The sequence below is a fragment of the Nitrospirota bacterium genome (assembly GCA_023229435.1).
Classification (GTDB): Bacteria; Nitrospirota; UBA9217; order UBA9217; family UBA9217; genus JALNZF01.
The window spans coordinates 111,434-135,523 of sequence record JALNZF010000004.1; the positions used below are offsets into that span (position 1 = coordinate 111,434).

A 24,090-nucleotide genomic window follows, 5' to 3' on the forward strand; every position below is an offset into this window, starting at 1 on the left:
GATGTTGCCAAAGGAGACAGAATGAACGAACCGGAAAAACTCGACCTCCGCTCTCTCGATATCTCAGAAGAAAGAAAGCAGGAACTTTTGCGCCTCTTTCCGGAGATTCGCACGGAGGGAGGAAAGATTGATTTTGACCGCCTGCAGCTTGCCCTGGGCGAGAGTGTGGACGTGGGTAAGGAACGCTACGGTATGCATTGGCCCGGCAAGGCCGAGTGCTTCAAGACCATCCAGACCCCCAGCATGGCCACACTAATCCCAGCGCCGAAAGAGTCCGTCAATTTCGACACCACGGAGAACCTCATCATTGAAGGCGACAATCTGGAAGTGTTGAAGCTTTTGCAAAAGTCGTATCTCGGCAAGGTCAAGATGATCTCTATTGATCCACCTTACAATACCGGTAACGATTTTATCTATCCAGACAACTACACCGAGAGCCTGCAAACCTATCTTGAATATACCGGGCAAGTGGACGCCGAAGGCCGGAAGTTCAACACCAATGCCGATACAGATGGTCGCTTTCACTCCAAATGGATGAATATGATGTATCCGAGGCTGTACTTGGCGCGTAATTTGTTGCGAGATGACGGTTTGCTTTTTGTATCTATTGATGATCATGAGCAGAGTCGTCTTATTAGTCTTTGCGATGAGATTTTTGGCGAGGAAAACTTTCGGGGAAAGGTGACTCGAAGCACTGGTACGCCGACGGGGCAAGGCAACGAAATCCTCGTCAATCAGATAGACTATATCGTGGTGTATTCTAAGTCCGAAGAGGCAGATCTGACGGGGCTGGAATTCACTGACGAGGACGCGAGCATTTATGATCAAGAGGATGAACGTGGACGATACCTCACGCGGTCGTTAAGAAAAACGGGCGGGGAGGATAGACGTGAAGATCGCCCCAGTATGTATTATGCTATTAAAGGCCCTGATGGGAAAGATGTATTCCCCATAGGACCAGGCGGATATGAAAGTCGTTGGAGATGCGGATCAGTCAGATATGAAGATCTCAACCAGAAGGGTTGGATTGAGTGGAAAAGGACGGGAGAGTCCACCACGAAAGGAGAACTAGCTTGGCGACCATACCAGAAGTTTTACCTAGATGGTCGCAAGAAGCAACCGTCTAACCTCTGGACGGATATCGAAGGCAACAAGAAGGCATCGCTGGAGGTTAAGGATCTCATGGGCGGTAAGGTTTTTGATTCTCCGAAGCCAGTCCAACTAATTGCACAATGCATTAGCATTGGGGCAGACCAAGAAGGTATCATCCTCGACTTCTTCGCTGGCTCCGGTACTACCGCTCATGCCGTCCTCGACCTAAATAAGCAAGATAATGGTAATCGCAAGTTCATCCTCGTCCAGCTTCCCGAGCCGACCAGCCGCGAAGATTATCCACTCATCACAGATATAACGAAAGAACGTGTACGCCGGGTTATTCAAAAGTTGAACAAAGAAGATCAAGGCAAGCTGGCACTGAATGACCAGAGCGGGCAGCAGGATCTAGGCTTTAAAGTTTTCAAACTAGCCGAGTCCAACTTCAAGCCCTGGAACGCTCAGGTAGAACAGGGCAATATGGCGGTCTTGGAAAAACAACTTGACCTGCATGTTGACCATATCCGCGATGGTCGAACGAGTGACGATATTCTCTATGAAATCCTGCTCAAGAGCGGTTTCCCGCTGACAACGCCGGTGAAAAAAATCACGCTTGTCGGCAAGACGATTCACAGCGCGGCGGACGGGGCGCTCTTTATCTGCCTTGAGAAGGAACTGACCCTGGAGCTTATCCGCGCCATGGCGGAGCGGAAACCCGCACGAGTGGTATGCCTCGACGAAGGCTTTACGGGCAACGATCAGCTCAAGGCAAATGCTGTGCAGATATTCAAAACCAAAGGTGTTACGAGCTTTAAGACGGTGTGATGATGAAATCATTGGAGCTTGAAGACATAGAAAAAATAGAGGCTAATTGCGAAGGGCAAGATAAGGAATTTAAGTCCGCTCGTGGTGGTTTTCCGCGCAGTTTCTGGGAGACCTATAGCGCCCTGGCCAATACCGATGGCGGAGCGATCTTGCTCGGCGTCGCTGAAGATGAATTCGGCGACGTCCTCGCGGATGGTCTGACCGCGAAACAAATAGATGAGTACCAGAAGATCTTTTGGGATACCGTGAACAATAGAGGCAAGGTGAGCCGAAATCTATTAACAACGGCTCATGTCCAGGTGGTCGAGATAAAGGACGCGCGGATTCTCGTCGTGCATGTGCCTCGCGCCTCGCGAAGCGAGCGACCGGTATATCTCGGTCCCACGCCTTTCGGCAATACCTTTCGCCGCAGTCATGAGGGGGACTATCACTGCACCGAAGATGAAGTCCGCCGAATGCTGGCTGACGCGGATCCCGAGGCGGCTGACCAGCGAATTCTTCAAGGATTTTCAATCGATGATCTCGACCCTGTTTCGCTCGCTCAATACCGCCGGCGTTTTTCGGCCACCAAGCCCGACCACCCGTGGCTGACGCTCGAAATTCCCGAACTGCTGGAAAAGCTGGGCGGATGGCGGCGAGACCGCGCTACCGGGAAGAGCGGGTTGACGCTTGCCGGGCTCCTCATGTTCGGGAAACACCAGACTATTGTCGATCCTCAGGCCGCCCCGCGGTATTTCGTCGATTACCGGGAAAAACTCGATCTCACGCAGCGCTGGAGCGACCGTATCTATCCGGACGGGACCTGGGAGGCCAATCTGTTCCAGTTCTATCAGCGGGTGTGGCCCAAGATCACGGTGGATCTGCGCGTGCCCTTCAGGCTGGAAGGCGTGCAGCGAAAAGACGAAACGCCGGTCCATGAGGCCCTGCGCGAGGCGTTTGTAAATGCCCTTGTTCATGCGGACTACACTGCGCCGGGGGGCATTGTTATTGAAAAAGCCCGCGATCGTTTTGCGATGGAAAACCCCGGGACGCTGCTGGTATCGCTTGAACAAATGCGTCGCGGCGGTGTCAGTGAGTGCCGGAACAAGTCCCTGCAACAGATGTTTATCATGATCGGCGGCGGCGAGCGGGCCGGCTCAGGATATGATCGCATCCAGAGCGGCTGGCGCAGCCAACACTGGCGGGCGCCCGCTCTGACTACGCAATTTCAGCCCGAACGGGTGCGGCTGGTCATGCCGATGATCAGCCTGATTCCTGAAGATGCTTTGACCGCCCTCCAGAAGCAGTTTGGCGACCGGTTCAACAGCCTTTCAAAGCAAGAGGTCCAGGCGTTGGCTACGGCCTATCTTGAAGGCGAAGTCTCCAATGTTCGCCTTCAGGAACTGTTGACCGACCATCCGGTTGAAATTACGCGGCTTCTGCAAGGTCTGTGCGAACAAGGTTATTTGTTGTCCGACAACCGCCGCCGATGGACAAAATACCGTTTGGCTCAGATTGGCGACTCCTCACATTTGCCCCAGGAGTCCTTACATTTGGAAGGGGACTCCTCATATTCGGGCAGGGACTCCTCATATTCCGAAAACAACTCCTCATATAAGGCGGAAGATGAAAAGGCGCTTATGAGCATAGCTGCATCAATTGCTTCTACAGTGAGAGCGCCAGCGCAGGAGGTTCGTAAGGTAATAATCGAACTTTGCAAAGGCAGATTTCTGACTGTGGAGTCTTTATCCGGCTTACTCAACCGTAATCCGGCAGGGATTCGTAACCAATATTTAACGCCCATGGTACGAGAAGGCATACTCCGTCTGCGTTATCCAGAGACGCCGAATCGGCCGGATCAGGCATACACGTCTGTTGAAGGATCAAAATGAAACTTCAGTTTGACCCCAATCAGCAATACCAGCTTGACGCCGTGGCGGCGGTGACTGACCTCTTTGACGGTCAACCCCAGGGCGCGCCTGAATACTCCGTCATCCATGTCGGTGATTACGGCGGACTCTTTGCCGGGCAGCACCGGACAGAGCTGGGCGTTAGCAACGGACTTATGATCTCTCCCGAGAAATTGCTTGCCAATACACGCGTGGTGCAGGCGCGTAATGATATTGAAACAGCAGACACCGCAGTGCTGATCGAGGCATGGGATATCTTTGATTCGGCATCAAACGAGGTCCGACAGTGTCCGCACTTTTCCGTGGAGATGGAGACCGGTACAGGCAAAACATACGTTTATCTGCGCACCATCTTTGAGCTTTCCCGGCGATACGGTTTTCAAAAGTTCATCATCGTTGTGCCGAGCGTGGCCATCCGTGAGGGTGTGCTGAAGAATATAGAGATTACCGGCGAACATTTCCGCGCACTCTACAACAACCCGCCTTTCGAGCATTTCGTGTACGACTCGAAGAAGGTGAATCGCTTGCGGCAGTTCGCGGTGAGCAATACGCTGCAGATACTGGTGATCAATATCGACGCCTTCCGCAAAAACTTCACAGGCACCGAGGATGAGCAAAAGAGCAACGTCATCTATAAAGAAAGCGATAAGCTCTCCGGTCGCCAACCTATCGAATTCGTCCAGGCAACGCGGCCCATCGTCATCATCGACGAGCCCCAGAGCGTAGACTCAACTGATAAAGCGCAGGAAGCTATTAAGGCTCTCAATCCTTTATGTACGCTGCGCTACTCGGCCACTCACCGCAATCCCTATAACCTGGTCTACCGACTCGATCCTGTCCGGGCTTTCGAACTGAGATTGGTTAAACAGATCGTCGTGGCCAGCGCTACTGCGGATGGCGGCAGGAACGATGCTTTTGTGCGGGTAGAGAAGATCGATTACACTAAGGGCATCAAGGCCAAAGTACGAATTCACGTGCAGACGCCGGAAGGGCCGAAGGAGAAGTCGGTCCCCGTGAAAAGCGGCTCGGATTTGTTCGAGCTTTCAAATGAGCGTGCCAGTTATCAGGATGGTTTTGTTGTAGCTGAGATTAACGCTGAGCCCGGTAATGAGTTTGTGCGTTTCAATAATGGCCGCGTGCTCAAACAGGGCGAGGAAATAGGCGGTCTGCGGGACGATGTGTGGCGTGTCCAGATAAAGCATACGGTAAAGAAGCACCTGGAAAAGGAGCTTCAGGTTCGAGCTCGGGGCATCAAGGTACTGAGCCTGTTCTTTGTCGACCGAGTGGCGAATTACCGCGACTATGATGAATCTGGAAAGCCCGTAATGGGCAAATTCGCAGAGTTTTTTGAAGAGGTCCTTGCTGAATTGGCGCGGGAGGAACGATTCAGGGAACTGGAATGGTTGAAACTGGCTGTTGAGCGGCTTCATAACGGTTACTTTGCGCAGGACAAGAAAGGTGTCTTCAAGGATACGAGAGGCGACACGCAGGCCGATGACGAAGTGTATAACCTGATTATGAAAGACAAGGAACGGTTATTGTCAAGTGACGAGCCGTTGCGCTTCATCTTCAGCCATTCGGCCTTGCGCGAGGGATGGGACAATCCGAACGTATTTCAAATCTGCACGCTGAATGAGACGCGGAGCTCCATGAAAAAGCGGCAGGAGATCGGCAGGGGGCTGCGCTTACCGGTCAATCAAGACGGTCTGCGCGTCTTTGACGAGTCAGTTAACAAGCTTTTCGTTGTGGCCAATGAAAGCTATGAAGACTTTGCCCGCGCGCTCCAGAACGAATATGAGGAAGAGTGCGGCGTGACCTTCGGCAAGGTGCCGATTACCGCGTTTGCCAAACTCACACGCCTGGTGGATGGCGAAGAGAGGCCGGTAGGGAAAGAGATCGCGACGGCCATCCGGGAAGCTTTAATCGGTCAGAGTATGCTTGATTCTGAAGGTCGTATCCAACCGGCCTTTGACCCAAAACGTCTAGGATTTGCGCTTAATCTTCCGGAAGCGCATCGCGATCTTGCGCCCGCTGTCATCGACCTTTTGGCAGGATACCAGATTGAACGCCATATCCGCAAAGAGCGAGATGAAGGTTCTAATCATCTGCGTAAGGAAGTACAACTGAGTCCTGAGTTCCAGGCCCTTTGGGACCGCATTAAACCGAAGACCACCTATCGTGTGGAATTCGAGACAGAAGACTTGGTAAAACGCGCGGTAGACTCCCTGCGACGGATGGAAAAGATCGAGGCTGCAAAAATTCGCGTGAGTGCCGGGCAACTGGGAGTGGCCAAAGGCGGTGTGACAACGACGGCTGTCAGTGTCGCCGAGGAGCGGGTATCATTTAAGGGTCTGGTGCCGGACCTGTTGGCATATCTGCAGAATGAAACGGAATTGACGCGATCCACGCTTGTGCGTATTCTCAAGGAATCAGGACGGCTCTCAGAGTTCTTTGTTGATCCTCAGCGATTTATGGACTCCGTAGCTACGATGCTGAAGTATGAACTGCACCGCCTGCTGATTGACGGCATCAAGTACGAGCGCTTGCCCGGTTCCGGTTCAGAAGCGGAATGGGAAATGCTGCTCTTCAAAAATGAGGAGTTCATCAACTATCTGACCGCGATGCAGGTTAATAAGTCGGTGTACGAATATGTTGTATATGATTCGGAATTGGAACGCGAATTTGCACGTCGTCTGGATCAGAGAGAAGATATCAAGCTTTTTGTGAAATTACCGGGTTGGTTCGAAGTCGATACGCCGGTGGGTAAGTACAATCCAGACTGGGCTATCCTTAAGCATGATAGCCAGACGCTTTACCTTGTGCGCGAGACTAAAGGGACGCGAGATTTCTTGAAGCTTCGCACGAGTGAAGCTGACAAAGTTCGCTGTGGACAGCGGCACTTTGAGGCATTGGACGTTCCTTTCGCGGTTGTCGTGAGCGCGGATGAGGTTTAGTAAACTTTGAATTTCGCGGGAGATTGATGGATGCGCTGCTTCTTTACCGTTATGAGTGCAAAAAGGTTATGACTCTTCATTTTTGAGCGACCCGGGGTGGCATCCATCCCGGATCGCTCGCATTTCGGGCACCGGAAAAAGGGACAAAATTACTCCCTATCAATCGGGACCGCATCCAGAGCGGGGTTTGAGACATATATTTATTATGTACTTTTTTTTTGCTTGATTCATGCCCCTGCAATGAACCTTGATTTATTAAACCCGCATGTAAATTGACTAAATGTAGTGATAGATAGGTCTTGACTCCACAAGATGTTGTGGTATACTTTCCTACAGAATTTTCAAGAGACATACAATTCACGAGTCGGTTCCATCGACTCTCCTCCTCTTCAAATTTACGATCAAAGTGAGCAACAGCATTATGATCAAAGCCGGCAAGACGAAGCTTCATGCGATGTATTTGAAAGCCTGTTGTATGACTTGATCCTGTAATTCAGCCGGGGCGGTCTGCCTGACCGTCCCGGATTTATTTTGAATTTATATTTATCATTATTCCCAGGGAGGGGTTTTATGAAGAGTGCGGCAACTGGTTCGACAACAGCATCCGGTAAGGGTCTCGATCTTTCCAAGAACTGCCTCAAGGTCCTTGAAAAAAGGTACCTGAAGCGGAACGAGGACGGGACTGTGATCGAAACAGCGGTCGACATGTTCACCCGCGTGGCGAGGACCATTGCCGAGGGCGACAAGGCCTACGGCAAGTCCGACGCCGACGTGGAGCGGACCGCGACCGAATTCTACCGCCTCATGACCTCCCTCGAGTTCCTGCCGAACAGCCCCACGCTCATGAACGCCGGGCGCGAGCTCGGCCAGCTCTCGGCCTGCTTCGTGCTGCCCGTGGGAGACTCCATGGAAGAGATCTTTGATTCCGTGAAGAACGCGGCGCTCATCCACAAGTCCGGCGGCGGCACGGGCTTCTCCTTTTCCCGCATCCGGCCGAAGAACGACGTGGTGAAGTCCACGAAGGGCGTTTCGTCCGGCCCCATCTCGTTCATGACCGTGTTCGACGCGGCCACCGAGACCGTGAAGCAGGGCGGCACGCGGCGCGGCGCGAACATGGGCATCCTCTCGGTGGACCATCCGGACATCCTCGATTTCGTCACGTGCAAACAGCAGAGCGACCGGCTGAACAACTTCAACATCTCCGTGGCCATCACCGACAGATTCATGGATGCGGTGGACACGGACGGCGAGTATGACCTGGTCTCCCCGCGCAGCAGGGCGGTGGTCAAGACCCTTTCCGCCCGCCGGGTCTTCGATACCATCGTGAACATGGCCTGGAAGAACGGCGATCCGGGCATCATCTTCCTTGACCGCATCAACCAGTACAACCCCACGCCGCACGTGGGTATGGTGGAGTCCACCAACCCCTGCGGTGAGCAGCCGCTCCTGCCCTACGAGTCCTGCAATCTTGGTTCGGTCAATCTGGCGAAGATGCTGGCGCTCAATGGGAAGGCGGTGGATTATGACAAGCTCCGCCACACGGTGCAGCAGGCGGTCCACTTCCTTGACAACGTGATCGATGTAAACAAGTATCCCCTTGAAAAGATCAGCCAGCAGACCCGTGCGAACCGCAAGATCGGCCTTGGGGTCATGGGGTTCGCCGATATGCTGCTTGAGATGGGCATCCCCTACAGCTCAGACCAGGCCGTGAGGCTCGGCGAGACGGTGATGCAGTTCATCACCGAGGAGGGCCGGAAGATGAGCGAGGAACTTGCAAAAGAGCGCGGGGCCTTCCCGAATTTCAAGGGAAGTATCTATGACAAACCGGGGCTTGCGTTGGTCAGAAACGCGACGGTCACGACAATCGCGCCGACCGGGACCCTGTCCATCATCGCCGGGTGCTCCAGCGGCATAGAGCCGGTCTTCGGACTCACCTTTGTCCGGAGGGTCATGGACGGCGCGGAACTCCTCGAGGTGAACCCTGTGTTCGAGCGCGTCGCCCGGGAGGATGGTTTCTATTCCGAAGGGCTCATGAAGGACATCGCCGAGCACGGCGGGTGCACGGGCGTCGCGACGGTCCCCGAGGACGTGCAGCGCGTGTTCGTTACGGCCCACGACATCACCCCGGAGTGGCACATACGCATGCAGTCCGCGTTCCAGAAACATACTGATAACGCGGTCTCCAAGACCGTGAACTTTCCGCACAGCGCCACTCAGGATGACGTGCAGAAGGTCTATATGATGGCATACAAGCTCGGATGCAAGGGTGTGACCATCTATCGCGACGGGTCGCGCGACGAGCAGGTGCTCAGCACGGGCGCCACGGAGAAGGCGCGCAAAACGGCTGCCGCGGGCCAGCACATGATCCCGCAGGGCGGGACCTCACCTGAACTGGCCGAGGAAAAGAAGCCGCGGAGCCGTCCGGCGCTCACCCACGGTGTCACCCAGAAGCTTCCCACGGGCTGCGGAAACCTCTACATCACGATCAACGAGGACGAGGAGGGCATCTGCGAGGTCTTTTCCACCATGGGCAAGTCCGGCGGGTGCGCCGCGAGCCAGTCCGAGGCAGTCTCCCGCATGGTCTCGCTTGCGCTCCGTTCGGGGATATCCATCGATTCCATCGTCAAGCAGGTGAAGGGCATCCGGTGCCCGTCGCCGGCGTGGGGCGAAGGCGGCTCGATCCTGTCCTGTCCCGATGCCATTGCCAGGGCGCTTGAGCGCTATACCAAGGATGCGGTGAGCCACCAGCACCATAAGCCCAGGGCCGTCATTGCACAGCCGACGGTTGCCTATACTTCCTCTGATTGTTCACAGGGCGGAAGCAAGAACCACCTTGGCCTCTGCCCGGAATGCCCGGACTGCGGAGGCCTGCTTGAATTCGGAGAGGGTTGCGCCTTCTGCCGGGGATGCGGGTTCTCGAAGTGCGGGTAGCGCCCAAGTGCGGAGTTGAGATCATTCGACGGTCGCTCATGATGGTGAGCTTGAGACGAACCAGTTCGGAGTGCGGAATATCACTGCAAAACCCATGGTTGCGCAACCGGAGGTAGGGTGAAAAAAAAGATTTTTTTCAGCATCTTTGCTATGACAGGTCCATTGGAATGAATCACAGCCGGGATATTTTTCTCCCGGTTTTTTTATAGTGATATGACCGATATTTTCATATTTTGCCGACCAGGTTTACATTCAATAACTATCTGAATTAAAAGGAGATTATATGACTCTTGATGAGGTGATACTGGAACTTTACCGTCTGGCCGAGTCAAAGAACTGGGACAACAAGCTTACTGATGAGGCCTTGTCAGCGGCTATCGAGGGTATGGAGCATATCTGGGAGCTCAAGCAGGAGGACCTGAGAAGGAACGCGATGATCAACGCGAACAAGAAACAGCCGCGGGTATGGAGTTAGTGCTGTTTTTGATAAAAAACTTGACATTTGATGAAGATGCTTCTACATTAAATAATAAATATACTTATAGTTCGCGGCCCCGGGTTTCCTGGTTCCCGGCGTATTCTGAACCCAAAAGATTCCGCAGTGCCAGTACCGCCATTCAGCCCGTGAATACACGGGTCATCAGCTTAAAAGGAGGGGAACGCATATGGGTATTGAGAAGATCATGCAGTATGAGTGCAAGGTGTGCGGCAGAAAGATAGATGTGACGAGGACCGGCGATATCTATGAAGAACCGGTGTTTTGCTGCGGTCTGGAGACGACCGAGATCGGTGAGCCGTTTGCACCGTTTGCGGCCCCCGCAGTCAAGAAGACGCCGGCAAAGAAGAAGCCGACGAAGAAAAAAGCTGTAAAAAAAGCCGCGAAGAAGCCTGTGAAAAAGAAAGCAGCAAAAAAGACGGCCAAAAAGGCAGTGAAGAAAAAGGCAACAAAGAAAAAGGCCGCAAAGAAAAAAGCCACGAAGAAAAAGGCAACAAAGAAGAAAGCAAAGAAAAAAGCCGCAAAGAAAAGAAGATAATCAACAACGCCATGTATCGACAGGCCCCCGGAAGCAGAGCTTCCGGGGGCCTGTTTTGTTTCCACCCGCTCCGGCGAACGCCCGCATAAAAGCCCGCATAAAACTGTTGACTTATCCGTAAGCAGGCTTTAGGATTTACTCCATGCGCCAGAGAGAACAGAGGGAGCATCATATCCGGAGGCTGAGCGGCCGCGCCATCGGCGATTTCGGCCTGATACAGAACCATGACCGGATACTGGTGGCGCTGTCTGGCGGCAAGGATAGCTGGACGCTGCTCCATGTCCTGGAAAGCCTGCGGCGGCGTGCACCGGTCGATTTTTCTCTTATCGCCGTCACCGTGCATCCGGGATTCCCGGGGTTTCAGACCAATCTCATGGAAGAGTATCTTCGTTCCCATGACTTTGAATACCGGATCATACCTGCGCCCATTCACGGGCTTATGCTCGAAAAACTGACGCCGGAAGATACTCCTTGCGCGCTTTGTGCGCGGATCAAGCGCGGTGTTTTGTACACCCAGGCGCATGAGCTTGGATGCACGAAGATCGCCCTCGGACACCATCGCGAGGATTTCATCGAGACGCTTTTTCTGAACCAGTTGTACAACGGAAAGATCAAGGCCATGGCCCCGCTCCTGATCGCTGATAACGGTCTGGATGTGGTCATACGGCCGCTCGTCTATGTGCCCGAAGACGATATCATCCGCTATGCCGCGAGCGCCGGCTTCCCCATAACCTGCTGCGCCTGTCCGGCCTGCGGGGATCAGGATATGAAGCGCGGGAAGATAAAAAAACTCCTGGCCGATCTCGAGCAGGAGCAGCCGGGTATCAAGGCGAGCTTGCTTGCGGCGCTCGCAAACGTGGAGCACCGGCATCTGCTGATGAAGTCGAGCGAAGAGTCGCGGGTGAGGGAGAAACACGTGACCGATTTATGAACGACCCGGCAGCGCGTTGTTGCCGTGGGGAAGCGGCTGTTTCCCCTTCCTTCCGTGGTTACGAGGGATGGCATGTCCCGGTTCTGAGATGCATGCGCAATGCGTATTTCCTTAATAATCGTTGACATTCTCTGCCTGCGAAGCATATAATTCCGTGCAGTTCAGCGTTTGTTTGGCAAGCCCTTGTACCTGGAGACCCGTATGGCCGAGGTTAAAAAACTGGGTGATATGCTTAAGGATGCCGGACTCATCGACGAGTTCCAGCTCCAGTCCGCGCTTTCCTACCAGCGCGACTGGGGGGGGAAGCTGGGCGCGATCCTCATCGAACTGCATCTCGTCGACGAGACAGGACTGGCCAGGGTGATCGCGGAAAAATTGCGGATCCCTTACGTCAATCTTTTCGAGCCCGAGGTCCCCGAAGCCGTCGTCAAGCTGATCAAGCCGGAAATCGCAAAAAAATATCACGTAGTGCCGGTGAAAAGAGAAGGAGGAACGCTGGTCCTGGCGATGCTGGATCCCCTCGATATCGAGGCCATGGACGAGATCCGTTTCAACACCGGGCTGAAGATCAAACCGTCACTGGCACTGGAGTCCGAGATCAGGGACGCCATCAGTAAATACTATGACGGCGAGAATGTCGTTCGCAAACCGACGAAGACGTCTCTTCAGCAAGGGGAAAACGACGCCGGCGGGAAGATGGAGATCATTCACGGCTCCGATCTCAGTATGCCGAAAAATTCCAGCTCTGTCGCGTCTTCGGTTCTGCTGTCGTCCGATGGCGGCGCCGAGCAACAAATGCAGGGAGACGACCGGACGCGGATCGACGCGCTCATCACGCTGCTGATCGAGAAGGGGCTCATCACCCGCGAAGAGCTTGTCAGCATGATCCATGATAAACAAAAGGGGGCAGTGCAGCGATGATTGCGGAATGCGGGCCCAGGCCCATGGAAGGCCGGGGCAGGTTCCCTCTTGCGGATAAGAATTATGAACAGGGAAGGGGGTGAAACATGAAGCGGATGGTTTTGATGAGCATGGTGATGGCCGGCCTGTTGTGCGCCGGACCACTGGCGGCCCTTGACAACAAGGGGCCGAAGATCGAGGTCAAGGAGCTGCGCCACGATTTCGGTAAGGTCGTCCAGGGGACAAAGGCTGAGTATGTCTTGGAGATCAAGAACGTGGGCAGCGAACAGCTGATCATAGAAAAGGTCCAGCCTTCCTGAGGCTGTGCCGCAGCGGTGATCAGTTCCGATCACCTGGATCCGGGGGCCATTGGACGCGTGAAGGTAACAGTGGCAACGATCAACAGCAACGGCCCTCTTTCGAAGCACATCAGTATTTATTCCAATGACCGCATCACGCCGGTGCTTACGGTGGAAGTGACCCTGAATGTGGTGCTGAGTGATGTCGTGCTTAAGGATGTCGCGCCGAAGGATATGGCGTCGAAAGGTGTGGCAACAAAGTAGCAGGATTTCGTTCCCAGGCCTGCTCCCGCACAGGGGGGGCAGGCCGCACTATTTTCTTGACAATTTTCCGCGGCATATGCTACTGTCAAATCGTTTTTAAACGGAATAATCAAAAGAGAGGCACGTTCAATTTTGAAACAACACAGACACCCACAATATCCCAGCGACATGCCAACCCCTGGCATAGGTCCCGTCCCGACGGGGCACTAATTTTCGTTGTTCATAATCATCAGATAACGATATCGCGTTTTTGTTCTACAGAGAAACTGACGGACGTATTGTCTAAATTTTTATGGAGGGTGTACCCATGCAGAAAAAATATCTATTAGCCCCTGGCCCGACCCCGGTTCCCCCCGAGGCGCTCCTGGCCATGGCTATGCCGATTATCCATCACCGCGCGCCGGACTTCCTGCCGATCCTCGATTCCGCGAAGAAAGGCCTGCAGTGGCTCTATCAGACGAAGAACGACGTGCTGATCCTGTGCTCCACCGGCACCGGCGGAATGGAAGGCTCGGTGACGAACTTCCTGAGTCCGGGAGACGATGTGCTCGTGATCAACGGCGGCAAGTTCGGCGAACGCTGGACCAAGATCTGCCAGGCCTACGGCATGAAGGTCGAGGAAATCATCGTGGAGTGGGGCCATGCTATCAAGGCCGAGCTGGTGGAGGCCGCGCTCAGGAAGAACCCGAAGATCAAGGCTGTTTTCGTCCAGGCGAACGAGACTTCGACCGGCGTGTACCACGACGTGCAGTCCGTCGCGGCCGTGGTGAAGAAGACCGATGCGCTCTTTGTCGTGGACGCGATCTCGGCCCTTGTTGCGCATGATATCAAGGCGGATGAGTGGGGCATTGATGTGATGATCGGCGGCTCCCAGAAGGGCGTGATGCTGCCCCCGGGACTCGCGTTCGTGTCCGTAAGCGACAAGGCCTGGAAAATGGCCGATTCGGCAAAGACCCCGAAGTTTTACTTCAACTTCAAAAAGGAACGCGAAAACCTCGCCAAAAACCAGACGAACTTCACCTCGGCGGTGACCCTCATCATCGGTCTGAACGCCAGCATTAAGATGCTCCAGGACGAGGGGCTTGAGAATGTGTTCAAGCGCCACGACAAGCTCGCCCGGGCGACCCGGGCGGCAGCGGGGGCGCTGGGGCTCAAACTCTTCCCGAAAGAGAGCCCGAGCAACGCGCTTACCGCCATCGAGGCCCCGGCGGGCGTGGACGGGCAGGCGATCTACAAGAATCTCCGGGAGAAGTACGGAATCACCGGCGCGGGCGGCCAGGACAAGCTGAAGGGCAAGATCTTCCGCATCGCGCACCTGGGCTATGCCGACACCTTCGATGTGATCACGGCCGTGGCTGGCATCGAGATGGTGCTGAAAGGCCTCGGTCATCCGGTGAAACTCGGCACGGGTGTCGGCGCAGCGCAGGAAATATTGATGAAGTAAATCATTCACCACAGAGTACACGGAGAGACGGCAATAAGGAAATTCAAGTCCTTTCCTCTGTGCTCTCTGTGGTTGGCCGATCATTTGGAGGAATGTATGAAAGTTCTGATCAGCGACAATCTGTCCCCCGTCGGTGTGGAAATTTTAAAAAAGGCCGGGCTTGATGTGGACGCCCGGAGCAAAACCTCGGTCGAGGAGATAGAGAAGATCATCGGCGACTACGACGCGCTCATCATTCGCTCGGCCACCAGGGTCACTGCGGGGCTGCTTGAGAAGGCGGCGAAACTCAAGGTCGTGGGCCGCGCGGGCAGCGGCCTGGACAACGTGGACATACCTGCGGCCACCAAGAAAGGCGTGGCGGTGATGAACACGCCGGGCGGGAACACGATCACGACGGCCGAGCACACCATCGGCATGATCTTCGCCTGCGCCCGCATGCTTCCCCAGGCCTGTTCCTCACTCAAGACCGGCAAGTGGGAGAAAAAGAAGTTCGAGGGTGTGGAGCTTTACGCCAAGACCATCGGTGTCATCGGTCTTGGCGCAATCGGCGGGGTCGTGGCCGCGCGGTGCTCGTGCCTCGGCATGAAGGTCATCGCTTTCGACCCTTTCATTTCGCAGGAGAAGGCGAAGAGCATGGGTATCGAGCTGGCGGACCTGCCGACGATATACAAACGGTCCGATTTCATTACGGTCCATACGCCCAAGACCAAGGAGACGGCGAACCTGATCAACAAGAACACCATCAGCCAGATGAAAGACGGTGTTCGCATCATCAACTGTGCCCGGGGCGGGATCGTGAACGAGCAGGATCTTTATGAAGCGCTCAAGAGCGGCAAGGTCGGCGGGGCCGCCTTTGACGTGTTCGAAAAGGAACCGCCGGAAAACCACCCGCTCTTGACGCTCGATAACTTCATTGCCACGCCGCATCTCGGCGCGTCCACCCTGGAGGCACAGGAGAACGTTGCGATTGCCGTTGCCGAGCAGATCGTGGATTATCTCGTTGCCGGGACCGTGCGGAACGCCGTGAACGTGCCGTCAGTGCCTGCGGATCAGCTCCCGACACTCAGCCCGTATATCAACCTGGCGGAGCGCATGGGCCTGTTCCAGGCACAGCTCTGCGAGGGAGGCCTCACCCAGGTTACTCTGGAATACAGCGGCGAGGTGTCAAACCTCAAGCAGGAGCCCATCACGCTCGCGGCACTCAAAGGCCTGCTCACACCGATCCTGAATGAGAGCGTCAACTTCGTGAATGCGCCGCTCATCGCCAAGGACCGCGGAATCGAGATCAAGGTGTCCAAATCGACCGACATCACCGAGTACACGAGCCTTATCACGATCAAGATCAAGGCGGGCGGCAAGGATATGTCCGTTGCCGGGACGCTGAACAGTAAAAAAGAGCCGCGCATCATCCAGGTGGACAACTTTCCCATGGAGACCGTGCCCGAGGGCGACATGCTCGTGCTCATGAACAACGACAAACCGGGCGTTATCGGCGGCATCGGGACGCTGCTCGGCCAGAACGGGATCAATATCGCGCGCATGCAGTTCGGCCGCGAACAACAGGGTGGAAGGGCGATGTCGATCGTGAGCATCGACAGCGCTGTGTCCGATGAGATCATGGCGAAGATCAGGCAGATGACGAATGTTCTCTCGGCGAAACAGATACGGATATGACGTTCCGGCCCCGCCGGAACGAATTGTAGATTGAAGATTGGAAATTGATAATTTGGAGAACATTCTTCAATTTGTTATTTCCAATAAAGGAGTTGCGATGCCAGTTTTAGTCGTTGTCGGCGCCCAGTGGGGCGATGAAGGCAAGGGAAAGATCATTGACCTCCTGACCGAGCGCGCGAACATCGTCGCACGCTATCAGGGCGGCCACAATGCGGGACATACGGTGGTGGTCGGGAAGGAAGAGTTCATCCTGCATCTGATCCCCTCCGGGATTCTGCACCGGGGCAAAAAATGCATTATCGGAAACGGCGTGGTGGTCGATCCCGCGGCGCTTCTCGAAGAGATGGATGGCTTGAAAAAGCGGGGCATTACGTTCGATGCAAATCTGCTTATCAGCAAGAACGCCCACCTGATCATGCCGTACCACAAGGCGCTCGATGTCGCGAGCGAGAAGCTCAAGGGGAACAAAAAGATCGGCACCACGGGCCGCGGGATCGGTCCCGCGTATGCGGACAAGATAAACCGCAAGGGCATCAGAATGGCAGACCTTCTTGATCCGGAGATGTTTCACGAGAAGCTGGCGGTCAACGCGAGCGAGGCAAACTTTCTGCTCGATCGTTTTTACAACGCGGAGCTGGTGAACCAGGACCGGGTGTATGAAGAGTACATGGGATATGCGGCGAAACTGAAAAAATATATTGCCGACACCACGCTTGTCCTGAACGAGGCGGTCAGCAAGAATAAAAATGTCCTTGCCGAGGGCGCGCAGGGTACGCACCTCGACGTGGACCACGGGACTTACCCCTTTGTGACCTCATCGAGCCCCACGGCGGGAGGCGCCTGCACCGGCCTCGGCATCGGACCAAATACGATCACCGAGGTGATGGGTATTGTGAAGGCATATACCACCCGCGTGGGCAGCGGACCATTCCCCACGGAGCAGGAGAACGAGTTGGGAGAACTGCTTCGCGCCCGCGGCAGGGAGTATGGCGCCACGACGGGCAGGGCGCGGCGGTGCGGCTGGGCGGACACGCTCATTATCCGCCATTCCGTGCGCGTGAACGGCATGACGAGTGCGGCCATCACCAAGCTCGACGTGCTCGATACCCTCGACGAGATCAAGATCTGCGTGGGCTACCGGCACCGGGGGAAACTCTACGAGGAGATGCCGTCCGAGCTTGTGGTGCTCGAAAAAGGCGAGCCGCAGTATATCACCATGCCGGGGTGGAGGAAGACCACCGTCGGTGTAACAAAATACGAAGACCTGCCGAAGAAGGCCCGTTCCTATGTGGAAAAGCTCTGCAAGCTCAGCGGGGTCAAGCCGGCCATCATCTCGACCGGAGCGCGCAGGGATGAGACGATCATTCTGGAACAGCCGTTCAAGAAGACGGCGGCGAGGAAATAAATCACACATAACAAGCGTCAAACAACAAATAAATTTCAATAACCAAATGTGAAGCTCCAAACTGTTTGGTTATTGGGATTTGGTATTTGGTGATTATTTGTAATTTGGGATTTGATTTTTGTGATCTGGAATGTTCCGGAAGCCGTAAATGTTGTTGACAATGATGATGGTTCTTTGTTATTATACGCAGCTTTAAAGAATACCGCGAGAGCGGGCCGGTAGCTCAGTTGGTAGAGCACCGCCCTTTTAAGGCGGGTGTCCTGGGTTCGAGTCCCAGCCGGCTCACCAGTTAAAGACAGTTAAGAGTAGTGAGTTTTGAGTTGGGAGTTCAATAAAACGATTCAAGCTAGAACTGATCACTCCGAACTCCGAACTCAACACTCCGAACTCACATATGTCCCCATCGTCTAGCCCGGCCCAGGACACCGCCCTTTCACGGCGATAACGGGGGTTCGAATCCCCCTGGGGACGCCATTCAAATCATGGAGTTACCCCGCTGCTGCGGGGTAGCTCCTTTTCTTTTGACTGTGCTAAAAATGTGATAATTTCCCCGTAGCTTTTTGCCCTGCTTGTTTTCCTATGTCTATCATGGTATGATTATCGCAATGATTGATCTTGTGGCCGTGCGGGCTGTACCGTTAGAGAATGCTGCCTTCTGGTCATGTATTGAAGCCTCATTCGGGAACTCGGCATATGAAACATATTGTGAAAGGAGTATACGATGGTATTCACGGTAACGAGCAAAATAGTAAAGGGAATGATTCGCCTTCCCAAAAAGGTCAAGATTCCTGAAGGCACCAAGGTTATCGTCAAAATCGAACCCGCATTGAAGTCTGCTGAAAAACGGAAGATCATATCGTCGCTTTGCGGCGCGTGGTCTGAAGACGCCACTATCGCGCCGATCTTTGAGGAGATTGAGAATGAGCGGCATCAATATCACGGCAGAGAGGTTCGCTTTGCATGATTCTCCTGGATACTAATATCGTCATAGCGTTTCTGAATGGCAACAAGTCGGTAGCGGAGCGGATAGCAGACAATATCGACAAAATTGCGCTGAGCGTCCTGGTTGTTGCTGAGTTGAATTATGGCGCGAAGGCGTCGCAAAATGCTTCGCGCAATCTTGACAAGCTGACCAGACTTCTGGATGTGGTTCAAATCATCCCTTTTGATCTTGAATGCGCCGAAGCGTTCGGCTCCATTAAAAGCAGACTGCGAAGCATTGGCAAACCCACGGGAGAAGTTGATGCTCTTATAGCCGCGACGGCAATCGCGCACAAGGCCGTGCTGGTTACCGGCAACAAGAGACATTTTGAGCACATCGAAGGTCTGCGTATTGAAACATGGCCGTTATCCTGATTTGCACTCAGCATCATTAACCTCGTAACTTTCCCCGCCAGACATTCTCATCGTATTCGCTTCGATGTTTTATCCGGAGAATGTATGTCCAAAAAAAATCACTTCTGCAGGCCATAGCAAAAGAAGAAGCCCTCCTTTCAAGACTGGACAGAGAACGAGAACAGGCACTTTCAAGGATCAATGATTTCAATCGTCAGCTTGCCAAGACGGAAATCCTAGTACACGCGTGAGCAGGCTATCGCGGACGGTCAGCTGATCGATGTGAGCGATACGCCAGAGGCGAAAGAGGCGGGTTTCCGCTTTCCGGTCTGCATCACTGTGGGTGTTCATGCGCTCGTGCAGGTGCCGGAGCTGCTTTCTGGCTGGCAGGATTACGGCGGCCGGCTGTGGGACACGCTGTTCCTGGCTGCGGCCGCGTTCAAGCTGGCAGGTGAGAAGCATCTTGTGCCGTTCGATGTTGTCTACCAGACCGCCCTCGCCGTTCCGCTACGGTCACGCTCTGGCTCTGCTTCTCGGAGTATGAGGGCTTCACGGTCCTCCTGCCAGAGGAATATTAATTAAACGTAGGCCGAAGAGATCCCCGGAATCGTCCGAGGCTCTCATACCTATACTCAACGCTCGCATGAAGGAAACCAAAAATCCCAAATGATAATCGTGGTTTTATTGCATCCTCAGATATTAAATTTATGACATTTCTGATGGCAAACAACTATTTTCCAGGCGTTGTATGGCTGTAACTCATTGAATCTCATAAAAATTCATTATGAATTCGTTGAATTCTACCCTAAAAGTACCTATTTGATGACGTTGACATTAAATTAAATCAGGTATATATTCGACAAAAATACTGTGAATTGTGTGACATGTTCATTACTAAAATAGATAACATCGTAAATCCGCTGTTATCAAGGGGGGGCTATCCGAACGCCCAATCACATGCCTAAAATGCTCCACGAAACCCATCAACTGTCACTTCACTTCCGTCAGTTGCTCCATGTTCATGGGCGTCCCTCCTTTCGGAGGGAACCATATCATACTTAACAGAGGAGGACTAACCATGTCTGAGTCAAAGAAACCTAACCATCGCCTAAAATATGTAAAGATAAAAAAGTTTAATGATGAAGGCCTAGATATTTTTGCAATTGCCAACGTCAAAAATGGCAAAGCCCTTAATCGAAGAGAATTTATTAAAGCAGGAGGCGCTTTAATTGCAGCACTTGGGCTAAGTCAGACGTTGGGCGGATGCAGCGGTGGAGGCAGCGGTAGCGGCAGCGACCATATCCAGTTCCAGTATGAGACAAATATTACAGGCGAAAGGAGGTATCATCCTTCACATGCAAGTCTTGTCTATTCAACTGCATTCAGTCCTGATGGGAGCAGGATTGTTTCGGGCAGTGCAGATGACACTATAAAAATTTGGGATGCCACAACGGGTAGTCTTCTCCTGACACGAATAGCTAATTCTGGATATATCACCTCAATTGCATTCAGCCCCGATGGAAGCAGGATTGTTTCGGGCAGTGGAGATAAAACTATAAAGGTCTGGAATGCCACAACTGGTAATCTTCTTCGGATACTAACAGGTCATACTGATGTTGTCATGTCGGTAGCATTCAGTCCCGATGGAAGCGTGATTGTTTCGGGCAGTCTTGATAACTCTGTAAAAGTCTGGAATGCCACAACTGGCAATCTTCTCCTGACAATAACAGGTCATACTGCTGTTGTCATGTCGGTAGCATTCAGTCCCGACGGAAGCAGGATTGTTTCGGGCAGTCTTGATGGCACTTTAAAAATATGGAATGCCACAACTGGCAGTCTTCTCCTGACACTAACAGGTTCTAGCGCATCAGTAGCATTCAGTCCCGATGGAAGCAGGATTGTTTCGGGCAGTGGAGATGACACTATAAAGATCTTTGATGCTACAACTGGTAGTCTTCTCCTGACACTATCAGGTCATACTGATGTTGTCTATTCTGTAGCGTATAGTCATGATGCCAGCAGGATTGTTTCTGGCAGTCAAGATAATACTATAATGGTTTGGAATGCCACAAATGGCAGCCTTCTTTTGACACTGACAGGGGACATGGGTGATGTCCGAACAGTAGCATTCAGTCCTGATGGGAGCAAGATTGTTTCAGGGGGGTTCATGCTTTTTGAGGGGTGGGATGGAAACGTAGTTATCTGGGATGCTGTGTCGGGGGCTTCTCTTTATGCTATGGTTGATCCATCTCTTTCTGGAGATACTGTGAACACGTCCGATATCAATAGCGGCAGTACTGCAGGTCTGTTAGGTCTATTCTGTACCTGTGACACTGTCTGTACCTGCAATACAGTTACCGTTTGTACGTGTGACTCCCAGATATGTACTTGTCATTCAGTTTGAACATGTCAAGCTGTGTACGGATATGAAAGACCATGACTTATTATTTATCAACTGAAATATTCTCGATCCCTTACAAGGATAAGTATATTGTCTACGCCCCACTCAAACAAACAGCTTTCATGGTTTCACCCATGGCTGTCAATCTTTTATATAAGATTAATTTAGAAAATAATGGGCACTTTTTAAACAAGGAAGAAAAAGAGCTCTTGACAACTTTTCGTGAATTAGGACTGATTGACGGAGCAATCGACAAATTACCTGCTCGGACAGAAGAAACATTTGCTCCCACAAATGTAACCCTTTTTCTTACTGGAAAATGTAATTTGAGATGTATTTACTGCTATGCCTCCGGCGGTGAAAAAGAAAATTCAACTATTCCTCTTAAGATGGCCAAATCCGCAATTGACCTAATCATCAAAAATGCATTATCAAAAAATCAAAAAGTGATTGGTGTCGGTTTCCATGGAGGAGGCGAACCAACCCTTGCTTGGCAGACACTGGTCAAGTGCGTTGAATACACAAAAAGCAGATCATTGGCAACGGGCCTAAAAATTAATTTTAGTATTGCATCAAATGGCGTTATTTCAGCGAAAAGACTTGACTGGATTATGGATAATTTTACCGGTTTGAATCTATCTCTTGATGGAACCGAGGACATACAGAATTATCATAGGCCATTAGCTAATGGCAAGGGGAGTTATAAAAAAGTAATTGACACAGTCAAGAGGATGAATGATAGGAACTTCTCTTATGGTGTTAGAGCTACTGTTACAGCCAGGAGTGTGGCTAATTTGGATAAGTACGTTGAGTTCTTTGGAATTATGTGCAAAACTAAAAATATCCATTTTGAGCCAACCTTTGCTTGTGGAAGATGTCTTTACACAGGAATAGAGGCTCCTTCACCTGATGAGTTTATTGCAGGATATAGAAAAGCTCAAAAGGTTGCAGAGAAGTTAGGAATATCTATTTATTATTCAGGTGCTCGCATCAATACTATATCTACAATTTTCTGTAAGGCCTCCGGTGACAGTTTTTGTGTGACTCCTCAAGGTGATGTGACTTCCTGCTATGAAGTCTGTTCAAAAGATGATTTGCGCTCAGAGGTATTTTTCTATGGGAAATACGATAATGAAGAGAAGGAATTTATATTTTACGAAAATAAATTGGCTTATTTGAGAAAGCGCACCATAAATAATATCCCCCATTGTGAAAACTGTTTCTGCAAATACCACTGTGCAGGTGATTGTCTCGCAAAAGCCTCAGATGGAATGGATCTTATGTCAATAAATAATCCCAATCGATGCAAAATAAACCAGACATTAACGTTGGATGGGATTATAAAGATATTGGAAGGTGTGGGGAGAGTTAATCTCGGATCATAAACGCTTAATTCGTTGATAGCTGGCTAACTAAAGGCTGAAGCTGACGGCTCACCCGGCGTAATTCCTGAGTACCCACAGCTTAGCCTGAGCGTTGAACTAAACCGCTTCGCGGTAGCTAAAGGCAAGAAAGGCGTTTAACCCGAAAAAAGAATATAAACATAAGAAAGGAGTAAATTATGAATAGATTGATTTTATCGTGCATTTTAACTTTTTCGATTTTAGGCGCTGGCTGCGCCGGAAATACCATTACCGTAAAGGGACAGCAATTCAAATATTGGAAAAGTCCAAAAAAGGGATATATGGGCGACTACGAAGGACTGGTCGATGGACAGGCTTATACTAACAAATACTATGGTTGGTCATCCGTGTGGTTGGATCCAGACGTGAGGTTCTCCAACTACTCAAAGTTGACCATAATTGATATTGAAGACTGGACTAAAGGGGAGCCTTTAGGATATATAAGCGATGTTTCGGAAACTATATCTCAAGCTCTTGCCATGTCGTCAAGTCTAACAATAATTTTCAAGGAAGTATCTCGTAGCACAAGGGAAGACACAAAAGATGGGCTTATAATTAAAGGAGCCGTAACAGAGTATCAAGTGAAACATGTAACAGGCATGACTGGGTTTAAGCAAGGTAAAATCATAAATGCCCAGATACGTGGAGACTACTTGCAGGCTGCTTCTCTAAATGCTGAAGCGAGTCAGAACACCGGTCAGATTAATGTTGATGTAACAACGGAATTGTTACTCGTTGACGCCGCCGATGATAAAGTAATCGGGAAAATAGTAAAAAGCGGTTTTAATAACAGCGGAGATCTTCGAGCGGCAACGGAAAATATTTCCAAATTTGTTGGAATATTGATTAATTCATACTGGAATGAAAGCCCGGGTTTTGATCCCAAGGAACTTATTAAGGAAAAGACTGCCGGACGCTCAAAGTAAGATCGGCAATTGCGTTTAGTCGAAAGAGTCAAAAAAAGGTCAAAGGGGTTCTCCATTGCCCCCTTTTTTAAACAATAATCGTGAAAAAGCGAAGTTGTCAACCAGCGGCTGGACCGGCCCAAAAACCGCCGGTCAGCCTTATGACGTTAGGCAGGATGGAACAAGTGTTGATGACGACCTCGACACAGAACATCAAGAGGATGGTCTACTTGTTATCTGTCCAGGCAAGGGCCAAAGACCGGGGCCATCTCAGTGCAATCTCCGATCTTTCACTCTATCGAAAGTTGTTCAGCAATATTTATCGCATAGGTGTTGTTCAAGTACACAAGGATGTTTGCTCGGAACGGATGCGTTACTGCGAGGTCCTAGTTTTTCAACACCCT

Annotated in this window: 19 protein-coding genes and 2 tRNA genes; all 21 read left to right on the forward strand. The window is 52.0% G+C overall.

The genetic code is table 11. The annotated features are described in order from the left end of the window. Window positions 1–21: 21 nt before the first annotated feature. The 21 genes from M0R70_04650 to M0R70_04750 all read left to right on the forward strand — a co-directional run bounded on the left by M0R70_04650 (window position 22) and on the right by M0R70_04750 (window position 23,707). The gene (locus M0R70_04650) at window positions 22–1,917 is read left to right on the forward strand and encodes a site-specific DNA-methyltransferase (GenBank protein MCK9418655.1); all 1,896 of its coding nucleotides are present in this window, start codon (window positions 22–24) and stop codon (window positions 1,915–1,917) included. Next, on the forward strand, window positions 1,917–3,788 hold the full coding sequence (locus M0R70_04655) for a putative DNA binding domain-containing protein (GenBank protein MCK9418656.1): 1,872 nt from the start codon (window positions 1,917–1,919) through the stop codon (window positions 3,786–3,788). Before M0R70_04650 ends, M0R70_04655 begins: the two co-directional genes overlap by 1 nt. Beyond that, the gene (locus tag M0R70_04660) at window positions 3,785–6,760 is read left to right on the forward strand and encodes a DEAD/DEAH box helicase family protein (protein MCK9418657.1); all 2,976 of its coding nucleotides are present in this window, start codon (window positions 3,785–3,787) and stop codon (window positions 6,758–6,760) included. The genes M0R70_04655 and M0R70_04660 overlap by 4 nt, the downstream gene beginning before the upstream one ends. A 570-nt stretch (window positions 6,761–7,330) precedes the next feature. Beyond that, window positions 7,331–9,691: a vitamin B12-dependent ribonucleotide reductase gene (locus M0R70_04665; GenBank protein ID MCK9418658.1), complete on the forward strand. Its 2,361-nt coding sequence runs from the start codon at window positions 7,331–7,333 to the stop codon at window positions 9,689–9,691. 283 nt (window positions 9,692–9,974) lie between these two features. After that, on the forward strand, window positions 9,975–10,166 hold the full coding sequence (locus tag M0R70_04670; protein ID MCK9418659.1) for a hypothetical protein: 192 nt from the start codon (window positions 9,975–9,977) through the stop codon (window positions 10,164–10,166). A gap of 190 nt (window positions 10,167–10,356) precedes the next feature. Beyond that, window positions 10,357–10,725 carry a hypothetical protein gene (locus M0R70_04675; GenBank protein ID MCK9418660.1) on the forward strand — a complete coding sequence of 123 codons (369 nt, stop codon included), beginning with the start codon at window positions 10,357–10,359 and terminating at the stop codon, window positions 10,723–10,725. Between the two features lie 142 nt (window positions 10,726–10,867). Further along, complete coding sequence (gene ttcA / locus M0R70_04680; GenBank protein MCK9418661.1) at window positions 10,868–11,656, forward strand: tRNA 2-thiocytidine(32) synthetase TtcA; 789 nt, start codon at window positions 10,868–10,870, stop codon at window positions 11,654–11,656. A 201-nt stretch (window positions 11,657–11,857) separates the two neighbouring features. Then, entirely contained in the window at window positions 11,858–12,577 is a 720-nt protein-coding gene (locus M0R70_04685; protein MCK9418662.1) for a hypothetical protein, read from the forward strand. An 86-nt stretch (window positions 12,578–12,663) separates the two neighbouring features. Next, the gene (locus tag M0R70_04690; GenBank protein MCK9418663.1) at window positions 12,664–12,876 is read left to right on the forward strand and encodes a DUF1573 domain-containing protein; all 213 of its coding nucleotides are present in this window, start codon (window positions 12,664–12,666) and stop codon (window positions 12,874–12,876) included. Between the two features lie 15 nt (window positions 12,877–12,891). Beyond that, window positions 12,892–13,119 carry a hypothetical protein gene (locus tag M0R70_04695; GenBank protein ID MCK9418664.1) on the forward strand — a complete coding sequence of 76 codons (228 nt, stop codon included), beginning with the start codon at window positions 12,892–12,894 and terminating at the stop codon, window positions 13,117–13,119. Between the two features lie 307 nt (window positions 13,120–13,426). Beyond that, a complete protein-coding gene (locus M0R70_04700) occupies window positions 13,427–14,563 on the forward strand; it encodes an alanine--glyoxylate aminotransferase family protein (GenBank protein MCK9418665.1) in 1,137 nt (378 codons plus the stop codon). Window positions 14,564–14,659: 96 nt separating this feature from the next. Continuing rightward, window positions 14,660–16,237, forward strand: coding sequence for a phosphoglycerate dehydrogenase (gene serA / locus M0R70_04705; protein MCK9418666.1), 1,578 nt, complete (start codon window positions 14,660–14,662; stop codon window positions 16,235–16,237). A gap of 97 nt (window positions 16,238–16,334) precedes the next feature. Further along, window positions 16,335–17,642, forward strand: coding sequence for an adenylosuccinate synthase (locus M0R70_04710; GenBank protein ID MCK9418667.1), 1,308 nt, complete (start codon window positions 16,335–16,337; stop codon window positions 17,640–17,642). A 212-nt stretch (window positions 17,643–17,854) separates the two neighbouring features. Then, a tRNA-Lys gene (locus M0R70_04715) sits at window positions 17,855–17,930 on the forward strand. Window positions 17,931–18,038: 108 nt separating this feature from the next. Then, window positions 18,039–18,116: transfer RNA gene (locus M0R70_04720), tRNA-Glu, on the forward strand. A 247-nt stretch (window positions 18,117–18,363) separates the two neighbouring features. Beyond that, complete coding sequence (locus M0R70_04725; GenBank protein MCK9418668.1) at window positions 18,364–18,606, forward strand: DUF104 domain-containing protein; 243 nt, start codon at window positions 18,364–18,366, stop codon at window positions 18,604–18,606. Then, entirely contained in the window at window positions 18,603–18,998 is a 396-nt protein-coding gene (locus M0R70_04730; GenBank protein MCK9418669.1) for a type II toxin-antitoxin system VapC family toxin, read from the forward strand. Before M0R70_04725 ends, M0R70_04730 begins: the two co-directional genes overlap by 4 nt. A 261-nt stretch (window positions 18,999–19,259) precedes the next feature. Next, entirely contained in the window at window positions 19,260–19,559 is a 300-nt protein-coding gene (locus tag M0R70_04735; protein ID MCK9418670.1) for a hypothetical protein, read from the forward strand. A 496-nt stretch (window positions 19,560–20,055) separates the two neighbouring features. Then, entirely contained in the window at window positions 20,056–21,381 is a 1,326-nt protein-coding gene (locus tag M0R70_04740; protein MCK9418671.1) for a WD40 repeat domain-containing protein, read from the forward strand. Window positions 21,382–21,413: 32 nt separating this feature from the next. Next, a complete protein-coding gene (locus M0R70_04745; GenBank protein ID MCK9418672.1) occupies window positions 21,414–22,763 on the forward strand; it encodes a radical SAM protein in 1,350 nt (449 codons plus the stop codon). A gap of 176 nt (window positions 22,764–22,939) precedes the next feature. Beyond that, window positions 22,940–23,707 carry a hypothetical protein gene (locus M0R70_04750; GenBank protein ID MCK9418673.1) on the forward strand — a complete coding sequence of 256 codons (768 nt, stop codon included), beginning with the start codon at window positions 22,940–22,942 and terminating at the stop codon, window positions 23,705–23,707. Window positions 23,708–24,090: the final 383 nt, after the last annotated feature.

Bases quoted from the DNA above. Each gene is read 5' to 3' on its own strand.
- M0R70_04740 (MCK9418671.1), top strand. From the start codon at position 20,056: ATGTCTGAGTCAAAGAAACCTAACCATCGCCTAAAATATGTAAAGATA.
- M0R70_04670 (MCK9418659.1), top strand. From the start codon at position 9,975: ATGACTCTTGATGAGGTGATACTGGAACTTTACCGTCTGGCCGAGTCA.
- serA (MCK9418666.1), top strand. From the start codon at position 14,660: ATGAAAGTTCTGATCAGCGACAATCTGTCCCCCGTCGGTGTGGAAATT.
- M0R70_04730 (MCK9418669.1), top strand. From the start codon at position 18,603: ATGATTCTCCTGGATACTAATATCGTCATAGCGTTTCTGAATGGCAAC.
- M0R70_04700 (MCK9418665.1), top strand. From the start codon at position 13,427: ATGCAGAAAAAATATCTATTAGCCCCTGGCCCGACCCCGGTTCCCCCC.
- M0R70_04675 (MCK9418660.1), top strand. From the start codon at position 10,357: ATGGGTATTGAGAAGATCATGCAGTATGAGTGCAAGGTGTGCGGCAGA.
- M0R70_04725 (MCK9418668.1), top strand. From the start codon at position 18,364: ATGGTATTCACGGTAACGAGCAAAATAGTAAAGGGAATGATTCGCCTT.
- M0R70_04665 (MCK9418658.1), top strand. From the start codon at position 7,331: ATGAAGAGTGCGGCAACTGGTTCGACAACAGCATCCGGTAAGGGTCTC.
- M0R70_04660 (MCK9418657.1), top strand. From the start codon at position 3,785: ATGAAACTTCAGTTTGACCCCAATCAGCAATACCAGCTTGACGCCGTG.
- M0R70_04745 (MCK9418672.1), top strand. From the start codon at position 21,414: ATGACTTATTATTTATCAACTGAAATATTCTCGATCCCTTACAAGGAT.
- M0R70_04650 (MCK9418655.1), top strand. From the start codon at position 22: ATGAACGAACCGGAAAAACTCGACCTCCGCTCTCTCGATATCTCAGAA.
- M0R70_04750 (MCK9418673.1), top strand. From the start codon at position 22,940: ATGAATAGATTGATTTTATCGTGCATTTTAACTTTTTCGATTTTAGGC.
- M0R70_04655 (MCK9418656.1), top strand. From the start codon at position 1,917: ATGATGAAATCATTGGAGCTTGAAGACATAGAAAAAATAGAGGCTAAT.
- ttcA (MCK9418661.1), top strand. From the start codon at position 10,868: ATGCGCCAGAGAGAACAGAGGGAGCATCATATCCGGAGGCTGAGCGGC.
- M0R70_04685 (MCK9418662.1), top strand. From the start codon at position 11,858: ATGGCCGAGGTTAAAAAACTGGGTGATATGCTTAAGGATGCCGGACTC.
- M0R70_04710 (MCK9418667.1), top strand. From the start codon at position 16,335: ATGCCAGTTTTAGTCGTTGTCGGCGCCCAGTGGGGCGATGAAGGCAAG.
- M0R70_04690 (MCK9418663.1), top strand. From the start codon at position 12,664: ATGAAGCGGATGGTTTTGATGAGCATGGTGATGGCCGGCCTGTTGTGC.